We start from the raw sequence: 16,778 nt of genomic DNA, 5'->3' as shown, positions 1-16,778 counted from the left end.
TCGAAGGGTAGGTCTGGCCGGGGTCGAGACAACAGATGCTGCGCCGCCTGCTTCAGCCGTTCTGGGTTCTGCTCGCGATCATTTTCCTGATCGAGGCGTGGCTTTGGGATCATCTCGAGCCGGTCGTGGCGCGCGCGGTGGCGCTGATCCCGCTGCGCGCGTTCAAGCAGTGGCTTGCGGATCGGGTCGACTCGCTGTCGCCGGCGATGACGCTGATCGTATTCATCGTGCCGGTGATCCCGCTGTTTCCGCTGAAGCTTGTCGGCCTCTGGCTGCTCGCCCACGAACATTGGCTGAGCGCGATCGGCACCATCGTGTTCGCGAAATTTCTCGGCGTCGGCGTCACCGCTTTCATCTTCGACGTCACCCGGCCGAAGCTTCTGGAAATGCGCTGGTTCGAGGCGCTCTATGATTTCGTGCTGAGGGTGCGCGCGAAGGCTGCCGCGCTGGTCGATCCAATCAAGCGACGTATCGTCGAGATCCTGCGCGGCGACGGCAGCGGCTGGTCGGCGCGAACGCTGCGGCTGATCGCGCGCTTCCGCAGGAGCGTGCAGCAGGCGCGGTGAGTGCTGGTCTCAGGACTTGTCATCGCCCGGCTTGACCGGGCGATCCAGTATTCCAGAGACCTAAGCGCATAACTCGAAAGACCGCGGCTTACTGGATGCCCCGCTTTCGCGGAGCATGACCGTGTATGGGACGTGAGCGTCGCTGCGCAGATTGACTAGAGCATGATCCGGAAAAGTGCGAAGCGGTTTTCCGAAAAGATCATGCTCAAACAATAACCTCACGCGCGATGATGATTCATCCTCATCTCATCGCGCTTTAATGCAGATGCAGCAGATGCGGCGAGTACAGGCCGAGCGCGGTGATGACGATGCCCGCCAGCGTCAGCAGGCCTGAAACCCAGGCCAGCGCAAGGATGCCGGTGATGATGGTCGCCGATGCCAGCACGATCGCGATCTGGAAGGCGGCGGAAGCGATCTCGAAGTGATGGTATTTTGCCGTCGCCTCGTCGCGCTCATGCTCGGCGTGCTTGGCGCGTTCGGCGAGCTGCTCGGTGCCTTCGCCGGTCTCGGGCTCGGAGCGATAGCGCGCCGCGGTCTTCTGCCAGTCCTCGATCTGCTTCTGAATGGCCGCCTTGGCGGACTCGTCGGTGACGGTGGCCAGGCTGAGCTTGGTCTGCTCGGCGGCCGTCTGCACCGCTGTGCGGCGGATGCTCTTGGCCTGGAAGAACGCCCACAGGTTCGACGCCTCGACATTCTTGCTGATCGCTTCGGTCTGCGCTCCCTTGCCCAGCGTCTCCGACAGGGCCAGGAACAGCGCGATCACGGCAATCAACAGCGCGATCTTCTTGTTCTCGCCGGACGCATGCTCGGCATGTTCCGCATGCTCCATACTCTCATGTGCGCCCATGATTCCTCTCCAATAGGATCCTTCGCCACGATTGCCGAAACGACCTCGCTTACGCAAGTGCCAAGCGGATATGACGCGAACGTGTCAGGATGAACACAGCATCGCGTTTCCCATGAAGAAAACGCGTCAAGAGAAAGGCTGGAATCACCCGCGCGGATGCGCCGAGCGATAGACTTCCAGCAGCCGTTCCGAATCGATGCCGGTATAGATTTGCGTGGTCGAGAGCGAGGCGTGGCCGAGCAATTCCTGGATCGCGCGCAAATCGCCGCCGCGGCTCAATAGATGGGTCGCGAACGAATGCCGCAGCGCGTGCGGGGTGGCGCTGTCAGGCAGGCCGAGCGCGCCGCGCAGCCGCTCCATGGTGAGCTGGATGATCCGCGGGCTCAAGGGGCCGCCACGCGCGCCGACGAACATGGGACCGGTGGGCGGTAGCGCATGCGGGCAGATCGCCACGTAGTCGGCGATGAGCTGCAACACGTTTTGCAGCACCGGCACCATGCGGGTCTTGTTGCCCTTGCCGGTCACGACCAGAACGTCGCCTTCGCCGGGCTTCGGCACGTCACGGCGTTTCAAGCCGAGCGCCTCGGAAATGCGCAGGCCCGAGCCGTAGAGTAGCGCCATCACCGCGGCATCGCGCACCAGCACCCAGGTCTCCCGGGCCTCACCCGCGCGCTCGTCGGCGTCGGCAAAGCGTTTTGCCGCAGTCATATGGATCGGCTTCGGCAGGCTTTTTGCAATCTTGGGTGCACGAATCGCTGACAGCGCGCCGACCTTGCCCTTGCCTTCGCGTTCGAGGAAGCGGCCAAACGAGCGCAGGCCCGCCAGCGCCCGCATCAGCGAGCGCCCGGCGATATCGTCGGCGCGCCGCATCGCCATGAACGCCCTGATATCGCTGGCCTCCAGCGCTGCAAAACCCTGCAGCGTCACCTGCGTGCCCCAGTGCCCGGCGAGAAAGGCCAGACATTGGCGGACGTCACGGGCATAGGCGTCCAGCGTTTTCGGCGACAATCGTCGTTCGGCATGCAGATGAGAGAGCCAATGCGCCATCTCCTGCGCGATGGTTTCGTCGGCGCAGTCGAGTTCGATCAAGGGAACGGCGGGAAGCGCTTTGGCCATGGACCTGTCTTCGTAGACTTGTCTTGGAGGCGGTGGTTTAAGCGATTATATCGCATCGCTTTCGTTTACCCTTCGCTAACTCGCGGCGGCGGCTCTAACCTCTATGCCGAGCAATCGGAACTCCTGATCCCCTGAATGGACACTGCGCGCAGCCCCGCTTCCTCCGCCACGCCGACCTCCATGGTCGATGTGCTGGTCCCCGTTGCGCTCGATCAAACCTATTCCTATCGCGTGCCGCGCGGCATGGCGCTCAAGGCAGGCGATATTGTCGCCGTGCCGCTCGGTTCGCGCGAGGTGATGGCCGTGGTGTGGGCGGAAAACGCCAAACCTGAGCCGCGGCTGCACAACCGGCTGAAGGATGTCAGCGAGAAGCTCGACCTGCCGCCGCTGAAACCGGAGCTGCGCGCGCTCGTCGATTGGGTTGCCAATTACACGCTGTCGGCTCGCGGCATGGTGCTGCGGATGACGCTGCGCATGGGCGAAAATCTCGGCCCCGAGCGGATGCGTCTGGGCGTGCGGCTGGTCGGCGAGCCGCCGCGGCGGCTGACGCCGGCACGGCGGCGGGTGATCGACGTGCTCTCCGACCGCCTGCTGCATGGCAAGTCCGAGGCAGCGAAGGAAGCCGGCGTCAGCAGCGGCGTGATCGACGGCCTCGTCGATGAAGGCACGCTGACGGTCGAGCCGATGCCGCCGCCACCAGCGCCGCCCACGCCCGATCCGGATTACGCGCAGCCGGAATTCTCGCGCCAGCAGCGTACCGCCGCTGACGCGATGCGCACGCTAGCTGCCAGCGGCAGTTTTCACGTCGCCCTGCTCGACGGTGTCACAGGATCGGGCAAGACCGAGGTCTATTTCGAGGCGATCGCCGAAAACATCCGCCGTAACAGGCAGTCGCTGATCCTGATGCCGGAGATCGCGCTGACCGGCCAGTTCCTCGATCGCTTCGCGCAGCGCTTTGGCGTGCGTCCGCTGGAATGGCATTCCGAGCTGTCGCCGCGCACCCGCGCCCGCAATTGGGCGGCGATTTCGGGCGGAGAGGCGCCGGTCGTGGTTGGCGCCCGCTCGGCGCTGTTCCTGCCTTACGCAAATCTCGGGCTCATCATTGTCGATGAGGAGCACGACCAGGCCTACAAGCAGGACGACGGTGCGCATTACCATGCCCGCGACATGGCGGTGGTGCGCGCCCATATCGCCAAGATCCCGATCGTGCTGGCGTCCGCGACGCCGTCGATCGAGAGCGAGGTCAATGCGCGCAAGGGCCGCTATCAGCGCATCGCGTTGCCGTCGCGGTTCGGCGGCCAGCACATGCCGCAGATCGAAGCCATTGACCTGCGCCGCGAGCCGCCGCCGCGTGGACGCTTCATCTCGCCGCGTCTCGCCGAGCAGATCCGTTACGCGGTGGAACGGCGCGAGCAGGCGCTATTGTTCCTCAATCGCCGCGGCTATGCGCCGCTGACACTGTGCCGTGCCTGCGGACACCGCTTTGCCTGCACCATCTGCGACGCCTGGCTCGTGGATCACCGCTTTCGCCAGCGCCTGGTCTGCCATCATTGCGGCTTCTCGATGCCGCGCCCCAACATCTGTCCGCACTGTGCGGCCGAGGAATCGCTGGTCGCGGTCGGCCCTGGCGTCGAGCGGCTGCAGGAGGAGGCTGCGGCGCTGTTCTCCGGCGCGCGCACCATGGTGCTTTCCAGCGACCTCATCACCTCGATCGAGACCATGCGCAGCGAGCTCAACGAGATCGCGGAGGGTCGGGTCGACATCATCATCGGCACGCAGCTTGTGGCGAAAGGCCACAACTTCCCGCGCCTCAATCTGGTCGGCGTCGTCGATGCCGATCTCGGCCTCGGCAACGGCGATCCGCGCGCCGCCGAGCGCACGTTCCAGCTTCTCAACCAGGTGATCGGGCGCGCCGGCCGCGACCAGGGCCGCGGCGTCGGGTACTTGCAGACCCATCAGCCCGAACATCCCGTGATGAAGGCGCTGGTCGCCAACGACCGCGAGGCGTTCTACGCCAGCGAGATCGAATCGCGCGAGCGCACCGGCTATCCGCCCTTCGGGCGATTGGCGAGCCTGATCATCTCCGCCGGCGACCGGCCCACGGCGGAAGGTTTTGCTCGCAAGCTGGCCTCGGTCGCGCCGCTCGACGAGCGCATCCAGGTGCTTGGCCCGGCGGAGGCACCGCTGGCGGTGATCAAGGGCCGCTACCGCTTCCGCCTGCTGGTGAAGTCGCTGCGTTCGGTCGATCTGTCGCAGTACCTGCGCGAATGGCTTGCGGCGGGGCCGAAGACCACGGGCAACCTCAAGCTTGAGGTTGATGTCGATCCTCAGAGCTTTTTGTAGCTTGCTCCGTCATTCCGGGGCGATGCGCAGCATCGAACCCGGAATCTCGAGATTCCGGGTTCACGCTGCGCGTGCCCCGGAATGACGATGGACGTTGCATGAAAAAAGCCTGCCGCCATTGCTGGCGGCAGGCTCTCATCGGGGCGCGGAACGTTCCGCGACCGCTACTCTACGCAACGCTTACCGAAACTGGTCGGAAACGGCGTCTGTGGGGACGCCTTTAGGAGACGACCTCGGCGGTGACGCGCCCAACGCCGGCACCGGTCAGGCCGATGGCACGGGCGGCGCCCGTGGAGAGATCGAGCACGCGGCCACGGATGAACGGGCCACGATCATTGATGGTGACGACGACGCTGCGCCCGCGATGGGTCACGCGCAGCTTGGTGCCGAAGGGCAGGCTGCGGTGGGCTGCGGTCATGGCGTTCTGATTGAAGCGCTGACCGGATGCAGTGCGGCTGCCGGACTCGTTGCCGTAAAAGGACGCCATGCCCGAGAATGCGTTGCTGCCAGTGCTGGGCGCGAACGCCGCATTGGCGTTGCGCCAGGAAGCGCCATCGGTCGCCGCGCGGGCATGATGATGATGGTGATGATGGTGGTGGCGATGCCGGGGTTTGGCGGACGCTTCGGTAATGCTGCCGCCGACCAGGAAAGTTGCCGCCACGAGAGCGAACGCCGTCTTCTTCTTGTTCAGCATTCAGTAGTCCTTCTAGACAGTATTGCCACACATGTGGCCAGTGGAACCCCCGTCCCATTGTTCACGCCGCCGTGTGATTTCGTAATGCGGCGTGAATTAGGCAGTAAATGCCAATTGTCTCAGGTTGAAATATCTTGTTACTGCCGGAGCCTTGCCTGACCGCTCTCGCTAATCTTGGGCTTTAATCGATTTTTAACTACATCAATACTCGCGATTACTGTTGATCTCGCCCGCAGTAAGCTTTGGGTAAGTAATCGGCAAATGGAACGATCGGGCCGGTTCGTTCCCAGTCAGGAACTCGGGATGGGCATGCGATTACGTTTGGAACGATCGGCAGACTTCCCACCACCAGGGAAAATTCCTGCGCGCAGAATTTCGCTTGGCGAGCTTCTCGGGCGCTTCGCCGGACCGTGCGACAAGGCATCACCTACATGTGACGTCATGTTGCACCTGCGCGCCTGCCATGCTAGCAAAGCCGCGATTTTAACGATCCCGGCACTCTCTCGTGCCGGTCGAAAATCGAAGTCCCGCTTGAATTCCAAGGGCTTGGATCGCTAGGCGCCGCAACTCGCGGCGACGGTTTTTCCCTTGCGAGTTTGACAGCAAAAAAGAGCGCGTCTGTGGCTGCTGAAGATCCGTCCGTCTCGGGAGTTGCCGGTCGTTATGCGACCGCCTTGTTTGAACTGGCTCGCGACGAAAAGTCCGTCGATGCGGTCAAGGCCGATCTCGACAAGTTCGATGCCTTGCTGAACGAGAGTGCGGATTTGAAGCGCCTCGTCCGCAGTCCGGTGTTTTCCGCCGAGGTGCAGCTGAAGGCGCTCTCCGCGGTGCTGGACCAGGCCGGAATCTCCGGCACTTCGGCAAAGTTCCTGAAGGTGCTTACCGCCAATCGCCGGCTGTTTGGGGTTGCGGACGTGATCCGCGCCTACCGCGCCCTAGTGGCCAAGCTCAAGGGCGAGGCGAGTGCAGAGGTCACCGTCGCCGAGCAGCTCAATGACAAGAATCTCGACGCGCTGAAGGCCGCACTGAAATCGGTGACCGGCAAGGACGTCGCGCTCAACGTGAAAGTGGATCCCTCCATTATCGGCGGCCTCGTGGTCAAGCTCGGCAGCCGCATGGTGGATAGTTCGCTTCGCACCAAACTCAATTCGATCAAGCACGCGATGAAAGAGGCAGGCTGATGGACATCCGCGCCGCGGAAATTTCCGCGATCCTCAAGGACCAGATCAAGAATTTCGGCCAGGAGGCCGAGGTCACCGAAGTCGGGCAGGTGCTGTCGGTCGGCGACGGCATCGCCCGCGTCTACGGGCTGGACAACGTCCAGGCCGGTGAAATGGTCGAGTTCGAGAACGGCACCCGCGGCATGGCGCTCAATCTCGAAAACGACAACGTCGGCATCGTGATCTTCGGCGCCGACCGCGAGATCAAGGAAGGCCAGACCGTCAAGCGCACCCGCGCCATCGTCGACACGCCGGTCGGTAAGGGTCTGCTCGGCCGCGTCGTCGACGCGCTCGGCAACCCGATCGATGGCAAGGGTCCGATCCAGGCCGACAAGCGCATGCGCGTCGACGTGAAGGCGCCGGGCATCATTCCGCGCAAGTCGGTGAACGAGCCGATGGCGACCGGCCTGAAGGCGATTGATGCGCTGATCCCGATCGGCCGCGGCCAGCGCGAATTGATCATTGGCGACCGCCAGACCGGCAAGACCGCGATCGCGCTCGATACCATCCTCAATCAGAAGCCGCTCAACGCCCAGCCGGACGAGAGCATCAAGCTGTATTGCGTCTACGTCGCGGTCGGCCAGAAGCGTTCCACCGTCGCGCAATTCGTGAAGGTGCTCGAAGAGCAGGGCGCGCTGGAATATTCGATCGTGGTTGCCGCCACTGCATCGGACCCGGCGCCGATGCAGTACATTGCGCCGTTCACCGGCTGCACCATGGGCGAATATTTCCGCGATAACGGCATGCACGCCGTCATCATCTATGACGACCTGTCGAAGCAGGCCGTCGCCTACCGCCAGATGTCGCTGCTGCTGCGCCGCCCGCCGGGCCGCGAAGCCTATCCGGGCGACGTGTTCTACCTGCATTCGCGCTTGCTCGAGCGTGCCGCCAAGCTCAACAAGGAGCATGGTCTGGGCTCGCTGACCGCGCTGCCGGTGATCGAAACCCAGGCCAACGACGTGTCGGCTTACATCCCGACCAACGTGATCTCGATTACCGATGGTCAGATCTTCCTGGAAACCGACCTGTTCTTCCAGGGCATCCGCCCGGCGGTGAACGTCGGCCTGTCGGTGTCGCGCGTCGGATCGTCGGCGCAGACCAAGGCGATGAAGAAGGTCGCCGGCAAGATCAAGGGTGAACTGGCGCAGTACCGTGAAATGGCGGCGTTCGCGCAGTTCGGCTCCGACCTCGACGCCTCGACCCAGCGCCTGCTCAACCGCGGCTCGCGCCTGACCGAATTGTTGAAGCAGCCGCAGTTCTCCCCGCTCAAGATGGAAGAGCAGGTCTGCGTGATCTGGGCCGGCACCAACGGCTATCTCGATCCGCTGCCGCTCAACAAGGTGCGCGCCTTCGAGGATGGCCTGCTGTCGCTCCTGCGCGGCAAGAACGCCGACATCCTCGACGCGATCCGCGAGAGTCGTGACCTCAGCGACGACATCGCCGCCAAGCTGAAGGGCGTGGTCGAAGGTTTCGCCAAGACGTTTGCCTAAACGTCACGGCGGAGCAGGTCTTCGCGCTGCGGCTTCCGGCTGTCGAGATGCGGATGCCCGGCGCCGGCGCCGGGCAGAACAATGGGATAGGCTAGCGGTCGGATCGCAGAATCCGATCGCCGGGGTGGACGAAGAATGGCGTCACTGAAAGACATGCGGGTCCGCATCGCCTCGACCAAGGCGACGCAGAAGATCACCAAGGCCATGCAGATGGTGGCCGCGTCGAAGCTGCGGCGCGCGCAGACCGCTGCCGAGGCCGCCCGGCCCTATGCCGACAAGATGGGCGCGGTGATCGGTAACATCGCCAGCGCCGCCGTAGGCTCGCCCGGCGCGCCGCCGCTGCTTGCCGGCACCGGCAAGGACCAAGTCCACCTGCTCTTGGTCTGCACCGGCGAACGTGGCCTTTGCGGCGCATTCAATTCCGCAATCGTCCGGCTGGCGCGCGAGCACGCGCTGTCGCTGCTCGGTCAGGGCAAGGAAGTCAAATTCTTCTGCGTCGGCCGCAAAGGCTATGAGCAGCTTCGCCGCCAGTTCGAACGGCAGATTGTCGAGCATATCGACCTGCGCGCGGTGCGCCAGCTCGGCTTCGTCAACGCCGAGGATATCGCCAAGAAAGTGCTGGCGCGCTTCGATGCCAGCGAATTCGACGTCTGCACGCTGTTCTATTCGCAGTTCAAATCGGTGATAGCGCAGATACCGACGGCCCAGCAGGTCATTCCGCTGGTGGTGGAAACGCCGGCCGGAAACGGCGGCGCCGCGACAGCTTACGAATACGAGCCGGAAGAGGACGAAATCCTCACCGGCCTGTTGCCGCGCAACCTCGCGGTGCAGATATTCCGCGCGCTCCTGGAAAACAACGCTTCGTTCTACGGCGCGCAGATGAGCGCGATGGACAACGCGACCCGCAACGCCGGCGAAATGATCCGCAAGCAGACGCTGATCTACAACCGAACCCGTCAGGCGATGATCACCAAGGAACTGATCGAAATCATTTCCGGCGCCGAGGCGGTCTAACCAAGGGAGCGCGACATGGCTTACGTCACATCGGCTACCACCAAGGGCGGACGCAACGGCCGCTCCATGCTCGACAATGGCGGGCTGGCACTCGCGATGGCGCTGCCGAAGGAATTGGGCGGCGCCGGCGACGGTCACAACCCGGAGCAGCTTTTCGCGCTCGGCTATTCGGCCTGTTTCGGCCAGGCGATTCTCGTTGTTGCCAAGAAGCACGGCATCGACGGCCAGGCCGCCAAGGTGACCGCCGACGTCCAGCTCAACACCGATGGCGGGTTCTCGCTCGCCGTCGAGCTGAAGGTTTCGATTCCCGGCGCCGACAAGGCCAAGGTCCAGGCGGTGGTCGATGAAGCTCACACGGTGTGCCCTTATTCGAAGGCCACCAAAGGCAATATCCCGGTCAAGCTGACCGTGGTCTGACATTCGGATCGAAGGAGACAGAGTAAATGGCTACAGCAGCCAACCAGATCGGTCGCGTCACCCAGGTTATGGGCGCCGTCGTCGACGTCCAGTTCGAGGGACACCTGCCGGCGATTCTCAACTCGCTGGAGACCACAAACGGCGGCAGCCGCCTCGTGCTGGAAGTGGCGCAGCATCTCGGTGAGTCCACGGTGCGGACGGTCGCGATGGACACGACCGAGGGTCTGGTGCGCGGCCAGGAAGTGACCGATACGGGCCAGCCGATCAAGGTGCCGGTCGGCGTCGGCACGTTGGGCCGCATCATCAATGTCATCGGCGAGCCCATCGACGAAGCCGGTCCGATCAAGGCCGAAGACCTGCGCGCGATCCACCAGGAAGCGCCGACCTATACCGACCAATCCACCGAGGCGGAAATTCTCGTCACCGGCATCAAGGTCGTGGATTTGCTCGCGCCTTACGCCAAGGGCGGCAAGATCGGCCTGTTCGGCGGCGCCGGCGTCGGCAAGACCGTGCTGATCCAGGAGCTGATCAATAACGTCGCGAAAGCGCACGGCGGTTACTCCGTGTTCGCCGGCGTCGGCGAGCGCACCCGCGAAGGCAACGATCTCTATCACGAGTTCATCGAATCCAAGGTCAATGCGGACCCGCGCAACCCCGACCCGAGCGTGCAGTCGAAATGCGCGCTGGTGTTCGGCCAGATGAACGAGCCTCCGGGCGCACGCGCGCGCGTCGGCTTGACCGGTCTCACGGTGGCTGAGCACTTCCGCGACCAGGGCCAGGACGTGCTGTTCTTTGTCGACAACATCTTCCGCTTCACGCAGGCTGGCTCCGAAGTGTCGGCGCTGCTCGGCCGTATCCCTTCGGCGGTGGGTTACCAGCCGACGCTTGCGACCGACATGGGCGCGCTGCAGGAGCGTATCACTACCACGCAGAAGGGCTCGATCACCTCGGTGCAGGCGATCTACGTGCCGGCCGACGACTTGACCGACCCGGCGCCGGCGACCTCGTTCGCGCATCTGGACGCCACCACCGTGCTGTCGCGCGCGATCTCCGAGAAGGGCATCTATCCGGCGGTGGACCCCCTCGACTCGACCTCGCGCATGCTGTCGCCGCTGGTTGTCGGCGAGGAGCACTACTCGACCGCGCGCATGGTCCAGCAGGTGCTGCAGCGCTACAAGTCGCTGCAGGACATCATCGCTATCCTCGGCATGGACGAGCTCTCCGAAGAGGACAAGCTGACGGTGGCCCGCGCCCGCAAGATCGAGCGCTTCCTGTCGCAACCCTTCCATGTCGCCGAAGTCTTCACCGGTTCGCCGGGCAAGTTCGTCGAGCTCGCCGACACCATCAAGGGCTTCCGCGGTCTGTGCGAAGGCAAATACGACCACCTGCCGGAGGCTGCCTTCTACATGGTTGGCACCATCGAAGAGGCGGTCGAGAAGGGCAAGAAGCTGGCTGCCGAAGCCGCTTAAGGGGCGGTGGCGAACAGGGAGCGGGCGGCTAGCGCCGGCTCCCAATCAGCCACTCACTATTCGCTATTCGCTATTCGCAGGTACATCATGGCCACCTTCCACTTCGATCTCGTCTCCCCCGAAAAGCTCGCCTTCTCCGGCGAGGTCGATCAGGTGGATGTTCCCGGCGTGGAAGGTGATTTCGGCGTGCTCGCCGGTCACGCGCCCGTCGTGGCTGCGGTCCGTCCGGGCATCCTGACTATCACCACCGGTGGCGCGCATCAGAAGATGGTGGTGCTCGGCGGTTTGGCCGAAGTCTCGGACAATCGCCTGACTGTGCTCGCTGATGTCGCGACCTCGATCCAGGAAGTCGATCGCGCCCAGTTCAGCGAGACCATCGCCGAGATGGAAGAGAACCTGAAGGAGAAGGAAGGCTCTGAACTCGACCGCGAGATCGAGCGGCTAGACCACTTCAAGAGTATCGAGCACAGCCTCAGCGCGACAGCTATGCACTAGGCCCCGGTGCATCGCGCCGGGGCCGGACAAAAATCTTGAACGATCCGCCGTCCGTCACATTGTGGCGGGCGGAATTTCCCGATCGCCAAATTCGCGTATTGCCTCGCCTAGCGGCGCTTTGCCTTGCTTGAGATGGCGGCGTTGGCGTCCCCTGCTGACGCCACTGCGACCGTGACATTCTGTATCCCGCCGCCGCGCTCGATCGTCAGCCGCAGCTGCTCGCCGATCCGAGCGAGGCCGACCCGGTTGCGGAGCTGGGCGGCGCTTCGGATCGGACGATCGTCGGCCCGCAGCACGATATCGCCTCTGCGCAAGCCGGCGCTCTCCGCCGGCGATCCCGGACTGACGTCGGCGATCCTGGCGCCCTCGCTGCGCCCGCCGTCCGTCGACGGATGCATGTCCTGCAGCGAGATGCCGATCCGGCCGCGCACGACCTTGCCATTCTCGACGATTTGATCCATCACCCGTCGCGCCATGTTGATCGGGATCGCGAAGCCGATGCCGACATTGCCGCCGGCCGGTGAAATGATGGCCGAGTTGATGCCGATCAGTTCACCTTTCAGATTGACCAGCGCGCCGCCGGAATTGCCCGGATTGATCGCGGCATCGGTCTGGATGAAGTCCTCATAGCCCTGTTTGCCGAGCCCGGTGCGGCCGAGTGCGCTCACAAGCCCCGACGTCACAGTCTGGCCGAGGCCGAAGGGATTGCCGATGGCAATGACGAAATCGCCGACTTCAAGCGCATCGCTGTCGCCGAGCGCAATCGCCTTGAGACCCGTCGGCGAGTGGATCTGCAGCACCGCGATATCGGTGTCGGGATCGCGGCCCATCACCTTGGCCGAGAACTGGCGACCGTCCTTGGTCGTGATCTGGACCGTGGAGACCTGATCGACAACATGGTTGTTGGTCAGGATGTATCCCCGCTGGCCGTCGACGATCACGCCGGAGCCGGTCGCGCTGATCTCCTTTTCCAGCTGCTTCGGCACATCGAAGAATTCTCGGAACAGCGGATCGCGATACAGCGGATTTTCCTCGCGGATCTTGCCGTGCACGGAGATGTTGACGACGGCGGGCGTTACTTCGCGCACCAGGGGCGCCAATGTCGGCACCGTGCCGCCGGTCTTCAGGTTTGGGACCTGACCGGCTGCTGGCGCGATCAGGATGAGTGCGCCGAGTACGGCGCCGAATGTTGTCGATATCGCCCGCTTCACGTCCGCTCTCTCTTATCGGTCCTGCTGGCGTCCGGCGCGCACGGTGTCACGAAAAAGCAAGTCTCGCTGCCATGCGAGCCATGGCATCGCCAACAGCGCGGACGCCTGATTGACCCATGCGAAAGCCAGAATAGTTGGCGTCAACATGGCGAAGCCGGACGCGAATGATTTGTTGGTAAACGCCGTTGCGGCGCGATCCCGCGGCAGGGCGGCGGATCCTCGTCGTCATCGAGTTGTCGCAGCGCGGCAAGGATGTCGGCGAGGCGGATGCTGTGGCCGATTCCAGGAATCTCGCGCAGGCCGGGGCAGGATTCGACTGCGAACATGTCGGACGCCCAGGACGACAGGATCACGCGCTTCTCGGATCGGGAGAGCTGCGGGTCGGTCAAGACATCGGCAGGTGAGTCGTAATGGGCGGCGGGGTGAAAGAGGGGAAGTTCGGCGGCGCCGAGGCTGGTCTCGCTCATCGAAGTGTCTCCTTCGCTCCTTTCCAAGGACACTGTTTGGGTTGAGAGGGCGGCGCAGGATGCGCCGCCTCTGAATGTCATTTGTCATTTCATTGCGCGTTGATCGGAATGCGTCTGACGTTCTCGCGCGCCTCTTCCGATTTCGGCAGCGTGATCGTCAGCACGCCATCGCGGAAAGAGGCTTGCGCCTTGTCTTCGGCGACGCCGTCAAGCGCGATTCGCCGTTCGAACGCGCCGTAGTAGCGCTCCGAGAAATATTTCTCGTTGTCCGTGCGATCGGCCTTCTTCTCGCCCCTGAGCGTCAGCACGCCATTGGCGATCTCGACCTGAACGTCCTTCTCCGTCATGCCCGGAAGCTCCGCGGAGACGGTGAGCGCCTTGTCGGTTTCGCTGAGCTCAATCTTGGGCCAGCCGAAGCGGCCCTCGAGCAGCGGACTGCCGATGCGGCCGAACGAGCCGAAGCCGCGGAAGACGTCCTCGAACAGCCGGTTCATCTCGCGGTGAAGCGTGATGAAAGGATCGAAATTCTCGCGCGTCGGCGCAAGCTCCTGGTTCTTCGACCAGGGAATGAGATCACGGAAAGTCATCTTATCCTCCTCGTCTTACATACGATGTTCGGCGCGGACCTATTGGCCCCACGCGTGTCCTCACCGAGCAGCAGGCGACGTCAGGCTGCCTGATTGTGCTCAATGGCTTGGGCTGACTGCGGACGGTTCAATGTTGCAAGGGAGCGGCCGTCGTCGGCGGATTGTCGCAGGCTTGCATCGAGCAAAACCGCAAAACGGTCGAAGCCGACCGTGGAACGCCACAGGGGCAAGAAGTCGAAGATCCTCATAACCAAGTCCTCCTAAGAGCAAGATGGATACGAAGGAGCGTCGGACACCGTCCGGCGCCCGGTCCGCCGGACCCAGGCTGGCATCCGGCACCGCCGCTGTGGCGGCAAAAATCGACTTAGAAAAACGGCAGGAACTTTCAAGAGGGATGCCGGAAATTTTCCAACAGGCGCCGGTCCCCGGGCGGCACTGGTTCGCGTAGTATTGGGCTGAAAACCGGCGCTCGCCACCAGGAACAATGGTTATGTGCGAGCGTTCATCCAACCGAAGGGCGGGCCTTTCCGATGGATAAATCAGCCGCAGGTCGTGAGCTCGCGCAGGCAGCGCAGTTGTTGCGGCGCTCGGCCGTTCGCGAAGGCAGGCCATTTCCATTGGGCGCGACCTGGGACGGCCTTGGTGTCAACTTCGCACTGTTTTCGGCACACGCTACCAAGGTGGAGCTGTGCCTGTTTGATGATGCAGGCCAAACCGAGATCGAGCGGATCGAGCTTCCCGAATATACCGACGAAGTCTGGCATGGCTATCTGCCGACCGCGCGTCCGGGATTGGTCTATGCCTACCGCGTCCATGGTCCCTATGAGCCGGACGCTGGCCATCGCTTCAATCCGAACAAGCTGGTGATCGATCCCTACGCCCGGCAACTGGTCGGGCAGTTGCAATGGGGACCCGAACTGTTCGGCTACAAGATCGGTGATCCCGACAAGGACAAATCGTTTGACGACCGCGACAATGTCCATCTGGTGCAGAAGTGCCGGGTGATCGATCCCGCTTTCACCTGGGGGCGTGACCGCAAGCCCGCGACACCGTGGGAGCGCACCATCATCTACGAGATGCATGTGAAGGGCTTCAGCAAGCTGCATCCGTTGGTGCCGGAGGCCGATCGCGGCACGTTCGCCGGCCTCGCCTGCCCGAACGTATCAGCCTATCTGCGCTCGCTCGGTGTCACCAGCGCGGAGCTGCTGCCGATTCATGCGTTCGTCGACGACAGCTATCTGGTCGACAAGGGCCTGCGCAATTATTGGGGCTACAACTCGCTCGCCTTCTTCGCACCGGACCCGCGCTATCTGCGGACGCCCTGGGCGAACGAGTTCAAGGAGATGGTCAACCAATTCCACGCCCACGGCATCGAGGTGATCCTCGACGTGGTTTATAACCACACGGCCGAAGGCAACGAACTCGGGCCGACGCTGTCCTTCAAGGGCATCGACAACGCGAGCTATTATCGGCTGCTGCCTGATCAGAAGCGCTACTACATCAACGATACCGGCACCGGAAACACCGTCAATCTATCGCACCAGCGCGTGCTCCAGATGGTCGCCGACTCACTTCGCTACTGGGCGACGGAGATGCGCGTCGACGGCTTCCGTTTCGATCTTGCCACCATTCTCGCGCGCGAGCCCTACGGGTTCGATGAGGGCGGCAGTTTCCTCGATGCGTGCCGTCAGGACCCGGTGCTCTCTAACGTCAAGCTGATCGCCGAGCCGTGGGACATCGGCCCCGGCGGCTACCAGGTCGGCCAGTTCGCGCCGGGCTGGGCGGAGTGGAACGATAAATTCCGCGATACCGTGCGAAGATTCTGGAAAGGGGACGCCGGGCAGGTCGCCGATTTCGTCAAGCGCATTACCGGGTCGGGAGACCTGTTCAACAAGCGCGGCCGCAAACCGTGGGCGAGCGTCAACTTCGTCACCGCCCATGACGGCTTCACCCTCAACGATCTGGTCTCCTACAATGACAAGCACAACGAGGCCAATGGCGAGAACAACCGCGACGGCCATTCCAACAATCACTCGTGGAATCACGGCGTCGAAGGTCCGACGCACGATGCGGAGATCGTCGCGTTGCGCGAGCGGCAGAAGCGCAATTTCCTCGCCACGATGATCCTGTCGCACGGCACGCCGATGTTGCTCGCCGGCGACGAATTCGGTCACAGCCAGAAGGGCAACAACAACGCCTACGCGCAGGACAACGAAACTACGTGGCTCGACTGGATGAAGATCTCGCCTGAGGGGCGCGCCTTGCGCGAATTCACGCGAAAGCTGATCGCGATGCGCAAGGCGTTTCCGATCCTTTATCGGAGCCGTTTCCTGATCGGCACACACAATGAGGAGCTCGACGTCAAGGACGTGACCTGGCTCGCCCCGTCGGGCGAGGAAATGACCATCGAGCAGTGGCAGGACGGCAATGTGCGCTGCTTCGGGATGCTGCTTGATGGTCGCGCCCAGGAGACCGGCATCAAACGGCGCGGATCGGACGCGACGTTGCTGTTGGTCTACAACGCCCATTATGACGTGGTGAATTTCACGCTGCCGCAGGTCCCGGACGGACAGCATTGGCAGGGACTGATCGATACCAACCAGCCCGACGGGCAACTGCCGAGTTTTCCGTTCGGCCATGCCTATGCCGTGACCGGACGCTCGATGCTGGCGTTCGGCCTCGCGAGCGAGGACAGCGCCATGCGCCGGTTGCGCCATGGCATCGGCAGCATCCTTGATGTCGCCGAGCTGCCGCTGTCCGAGTAGTGCGTTCACTTGGATGGGCCGGGAGGTCCGGCGTTCAGCGATCCGGGCTTAGAGCGTTTTCGAGCGAACCGGACACC

At 63.3% G+C, this 16,778-nt stretch carries 16 protein-coding genes; 9 read left to right on the top strand and 7 right to left on the bottom strand.

The genetic code is table 11. The annotated features are described in order from the left end of the window. Nucleotides 1-35: 35 nt before the first annotated feature. Complete coding sequence (locus I6F35_RS16715; RefSeq protein WP_225118778.1) at nt 36-566, top strand: hypothetical protein; 531 nt, start codon at nt 36-38, stop codon at nt 564-566. 256 nt (nt 567-822) lie between these two features. On the opposite strand, the gene I6F35_RS16710 is transcribed toward I6F35_RS16715, so the two are convergent. Both I6F35_RS16710 and I6F35_RS16705 read right to left on the bottom strand, forming a co-directional pair. Beyond that, on the bottom strand, nt 823-1,413 hold the full coding sequence (locus I6F35_RS16710) for a DUF4337 domain-containing protein (RefSeq protein ID WP_225118777.1): 591 nt from the start codon (nt 1,411-1,413) through the stop codon (nt 823-825). A 144-nt stretch (nt 1,414-1,557) separates the two neighbouring features. Continuing rightward, nucleotides 1,558-2,529 (bottom strand): tyrosine recombinase XerC, encoded by a 972-nt coding sequence (locus I6F35_RS16705; RefSeq protein ID WP_225118776.1) that lies wholly within the window; start codon nt 2,527-2,529, stop codon nt 1,558-1,560. 135 nt (nt 2,530-2,664) lie between these two features. Here I6F35_RS16705 and I6F35_RS16700 point away from each other — a divergent pair, with 135 nt between their 5' ends. Further along, a complete protein-coding gene (locus I6F35_RS16700) occupies nt 2,665-4,872 on the top strand; it encodes a primosomal protein N' (RefSeq protein ID WP_225118775.1) in 2,208 nt (735 codons plus the stop codon). Between the two features lie 220 nt (nt 4,873-5,092). Here I6F35_RS16700 and I6F35_RS16695 read toward each other — a convergent pair whose 3' ends face one another. Then, on the bottom strand, nt 5,093-5,566 hold the full coding sequence (locus I6F35_RS16695) for a septal ring lytic transglycosylase RlpA family protein (RefSeq protein WP_225118774.1): 474 nt from the start codon (nt 5,564-5,566) through the stop codon (nt 5,093-5,095). A gap of 620 nt (nt 5,567-6,186) precedes the next feature. Here I6F35_RS16695 and I6F35_RS16690 point away from each other — a divergent pair. From I6F35_RS16690 to I6F35_RS16665, 6 genes are all read left to right on the top strand, one after another. Beyond that, nucleotides 6,187-6,747 (top strand): F0F1 ATP synthase subunit delta, encoded by a 561-nt coding sequence (locus I6F35_RS16690; RefSeq protein WP_225118773.1) that lies wholly within the window; start codon nt 6,187-6,189, stop codon nt 6,745-6,747. After that, nucleotides 6,747-8,276 carry a F0F1 ATP synthase subunit alpha gene (gene atpA, locus I6F35_RS16685; RefSeq protein WP_225118772.1) on the top strand — a complete coding sequence of 510 codons (1,530 nt, stop codon included), beginning with the start codon at nt 6,747-6,749 and terminating at the stop codon, nt 8,274-8,276. The genes I6F35_RS16690 and atpA overlap by 1 nt, the downstream gene beginning before the upstream one ends. 135 nt (nt 8,277-8,411) lie before the next feature. Further along, the gene (locus I6F35_RS16680) at nt 8,412-9,290 is read left to right on the top strand and encodes a F0F1 ATP synthase subunit gamma (RefSeq protein WP_225118771.1); all 879 of its coding nucleotides are present in this window, start codon (nt 8,412-8,414) and stop codon (nt 9,288-9,290) included. Between the two features lie 15 nt (nt 9,291-9,305). Continuing rightward, entirely contained in the window at nt 9,306-9,707 is a 402-nt protein-coding gene (locus I6F35_RS16675) for an organic hydroperoxide resistance protein (RefSeq protein WP_225118770.1), read from the top strand. A gap of 26 nt (nt 9,708-9,733) precedes the next feature. Then, nucleotides 9,734-11,176 (top strand): F0F1 ATP synthase subunit beta, encoded by a 1,443-nt coding sequence (gene atpD, locus I6F35_RS16670; protein WP_225118769.1) that lies wholly within the window; start codon nt 9,734-9,736, stop codon nt 11,174-11,176. A gap of 87 nt (nt 11,177-11,263) precedes the next feature. Beyond that, the gene (locus I6F35_RS16665; RefSeq protein WP_225118768.1) at nt 11,264-11,671 is read left to right on the top strand and encodes a F0F1 ATP synthase subunit epsilon; all 408 of its coding nucleotides are present in this window, start codon (nt 11,264-11,266) and stop codon (nt 11,669-11,671) included. Between the two features lie 107 nt (nt 11,672-11,778). On the opposite strand, the gene I6F35_RS16660 is transcribed toward I6F35_RS16665, so the two are convergent. The 4 genes from I6F35_RS16660 to I6F35_RS16645 all read right to left on the bottom strand — a co-directional run bounded on the left by I6F35_RS16660 (nt 11,779) and on the right by I6F35_RS16645 (nt 14,184). Beyond that, nucleotides 11,779-12,870, bottom strand: coding sequence for a trypsin-like peptidase domain-containing protein (locus I6F35_RS16660; protein ID WP_225118877.1), 1,092 nt, complete (start codon nt 12,868-12,870; stop codon nt 11,779-11,781). A 152-nt stretch (nt 12,871-13,022) separates the two neighbouring features. Beyond that, complete coding sequence (locus tag I6F35_RS16655; RefSeq protein ID WP_225118767.1) at nt 13,023-13,349, bottom strand: hypothetical protein; 327 nt, start codon at nt 13,347-13,349, stop codon at nt 13,023-13,025. A gap of 89 nt (nt 13,350-13,438) precedes the next feature. Beyond that, entirely contained in the window at nt 13,439-13,936 is a 498-nt protein-coding gene (locus I6F35_RS16650) for an Hsp20/alpha crystallin family protein (protein WP_225118766.1), read from the bottom strand. Between the two features lie 80 nt (nt 13,937-14,016). Further along, nucleotides 14,017-14,184 carry a hypothetical protein gene (locus tag I6F35_RS16645; RefSeq protein WP_225118765.1) on the bottom strand — a complete coding sequence of 56 codons (168 nt, stop codon included), beginning with the start codon at nt 14,182-14,184 and terminating at the stop codon, nt 14,017-14,019. A 282-nt stretch (nt 14,185-14,466) separates the two neighbouring features. Between I6F35_RS16645 and glgX the strand changes: the two genes are divergently transcribed. Then, nucleotides 14,467-16,701, top strand: coding sequence for a glycogen debranching protein GlgX (glgX, locus tag I6F35_RS16640; RefSeq protein WP_225118764.1), 2,235 nt, complete (start codon nt 14,467-14,469; stop codon nt 16,699-16,701). Nucleotides 16,702-16,778 lie beyond the last annotated feature (77 nt).

The sequence above is a fragment of the Bradyrhizobium sp. BRP22 genome (genome assembly GCF_020194175.1).
Classification (GTDB): Bacteria; Pseudomonadota; Alphaproteobacteria; order Rhizobiales; family Xanthobacteraceae; genus Bradyrhizobium.
Note: the sequence above shows the minus strand (reverse complement) of the source record. Positions and strands in the feature narration are given on the sequence as shown.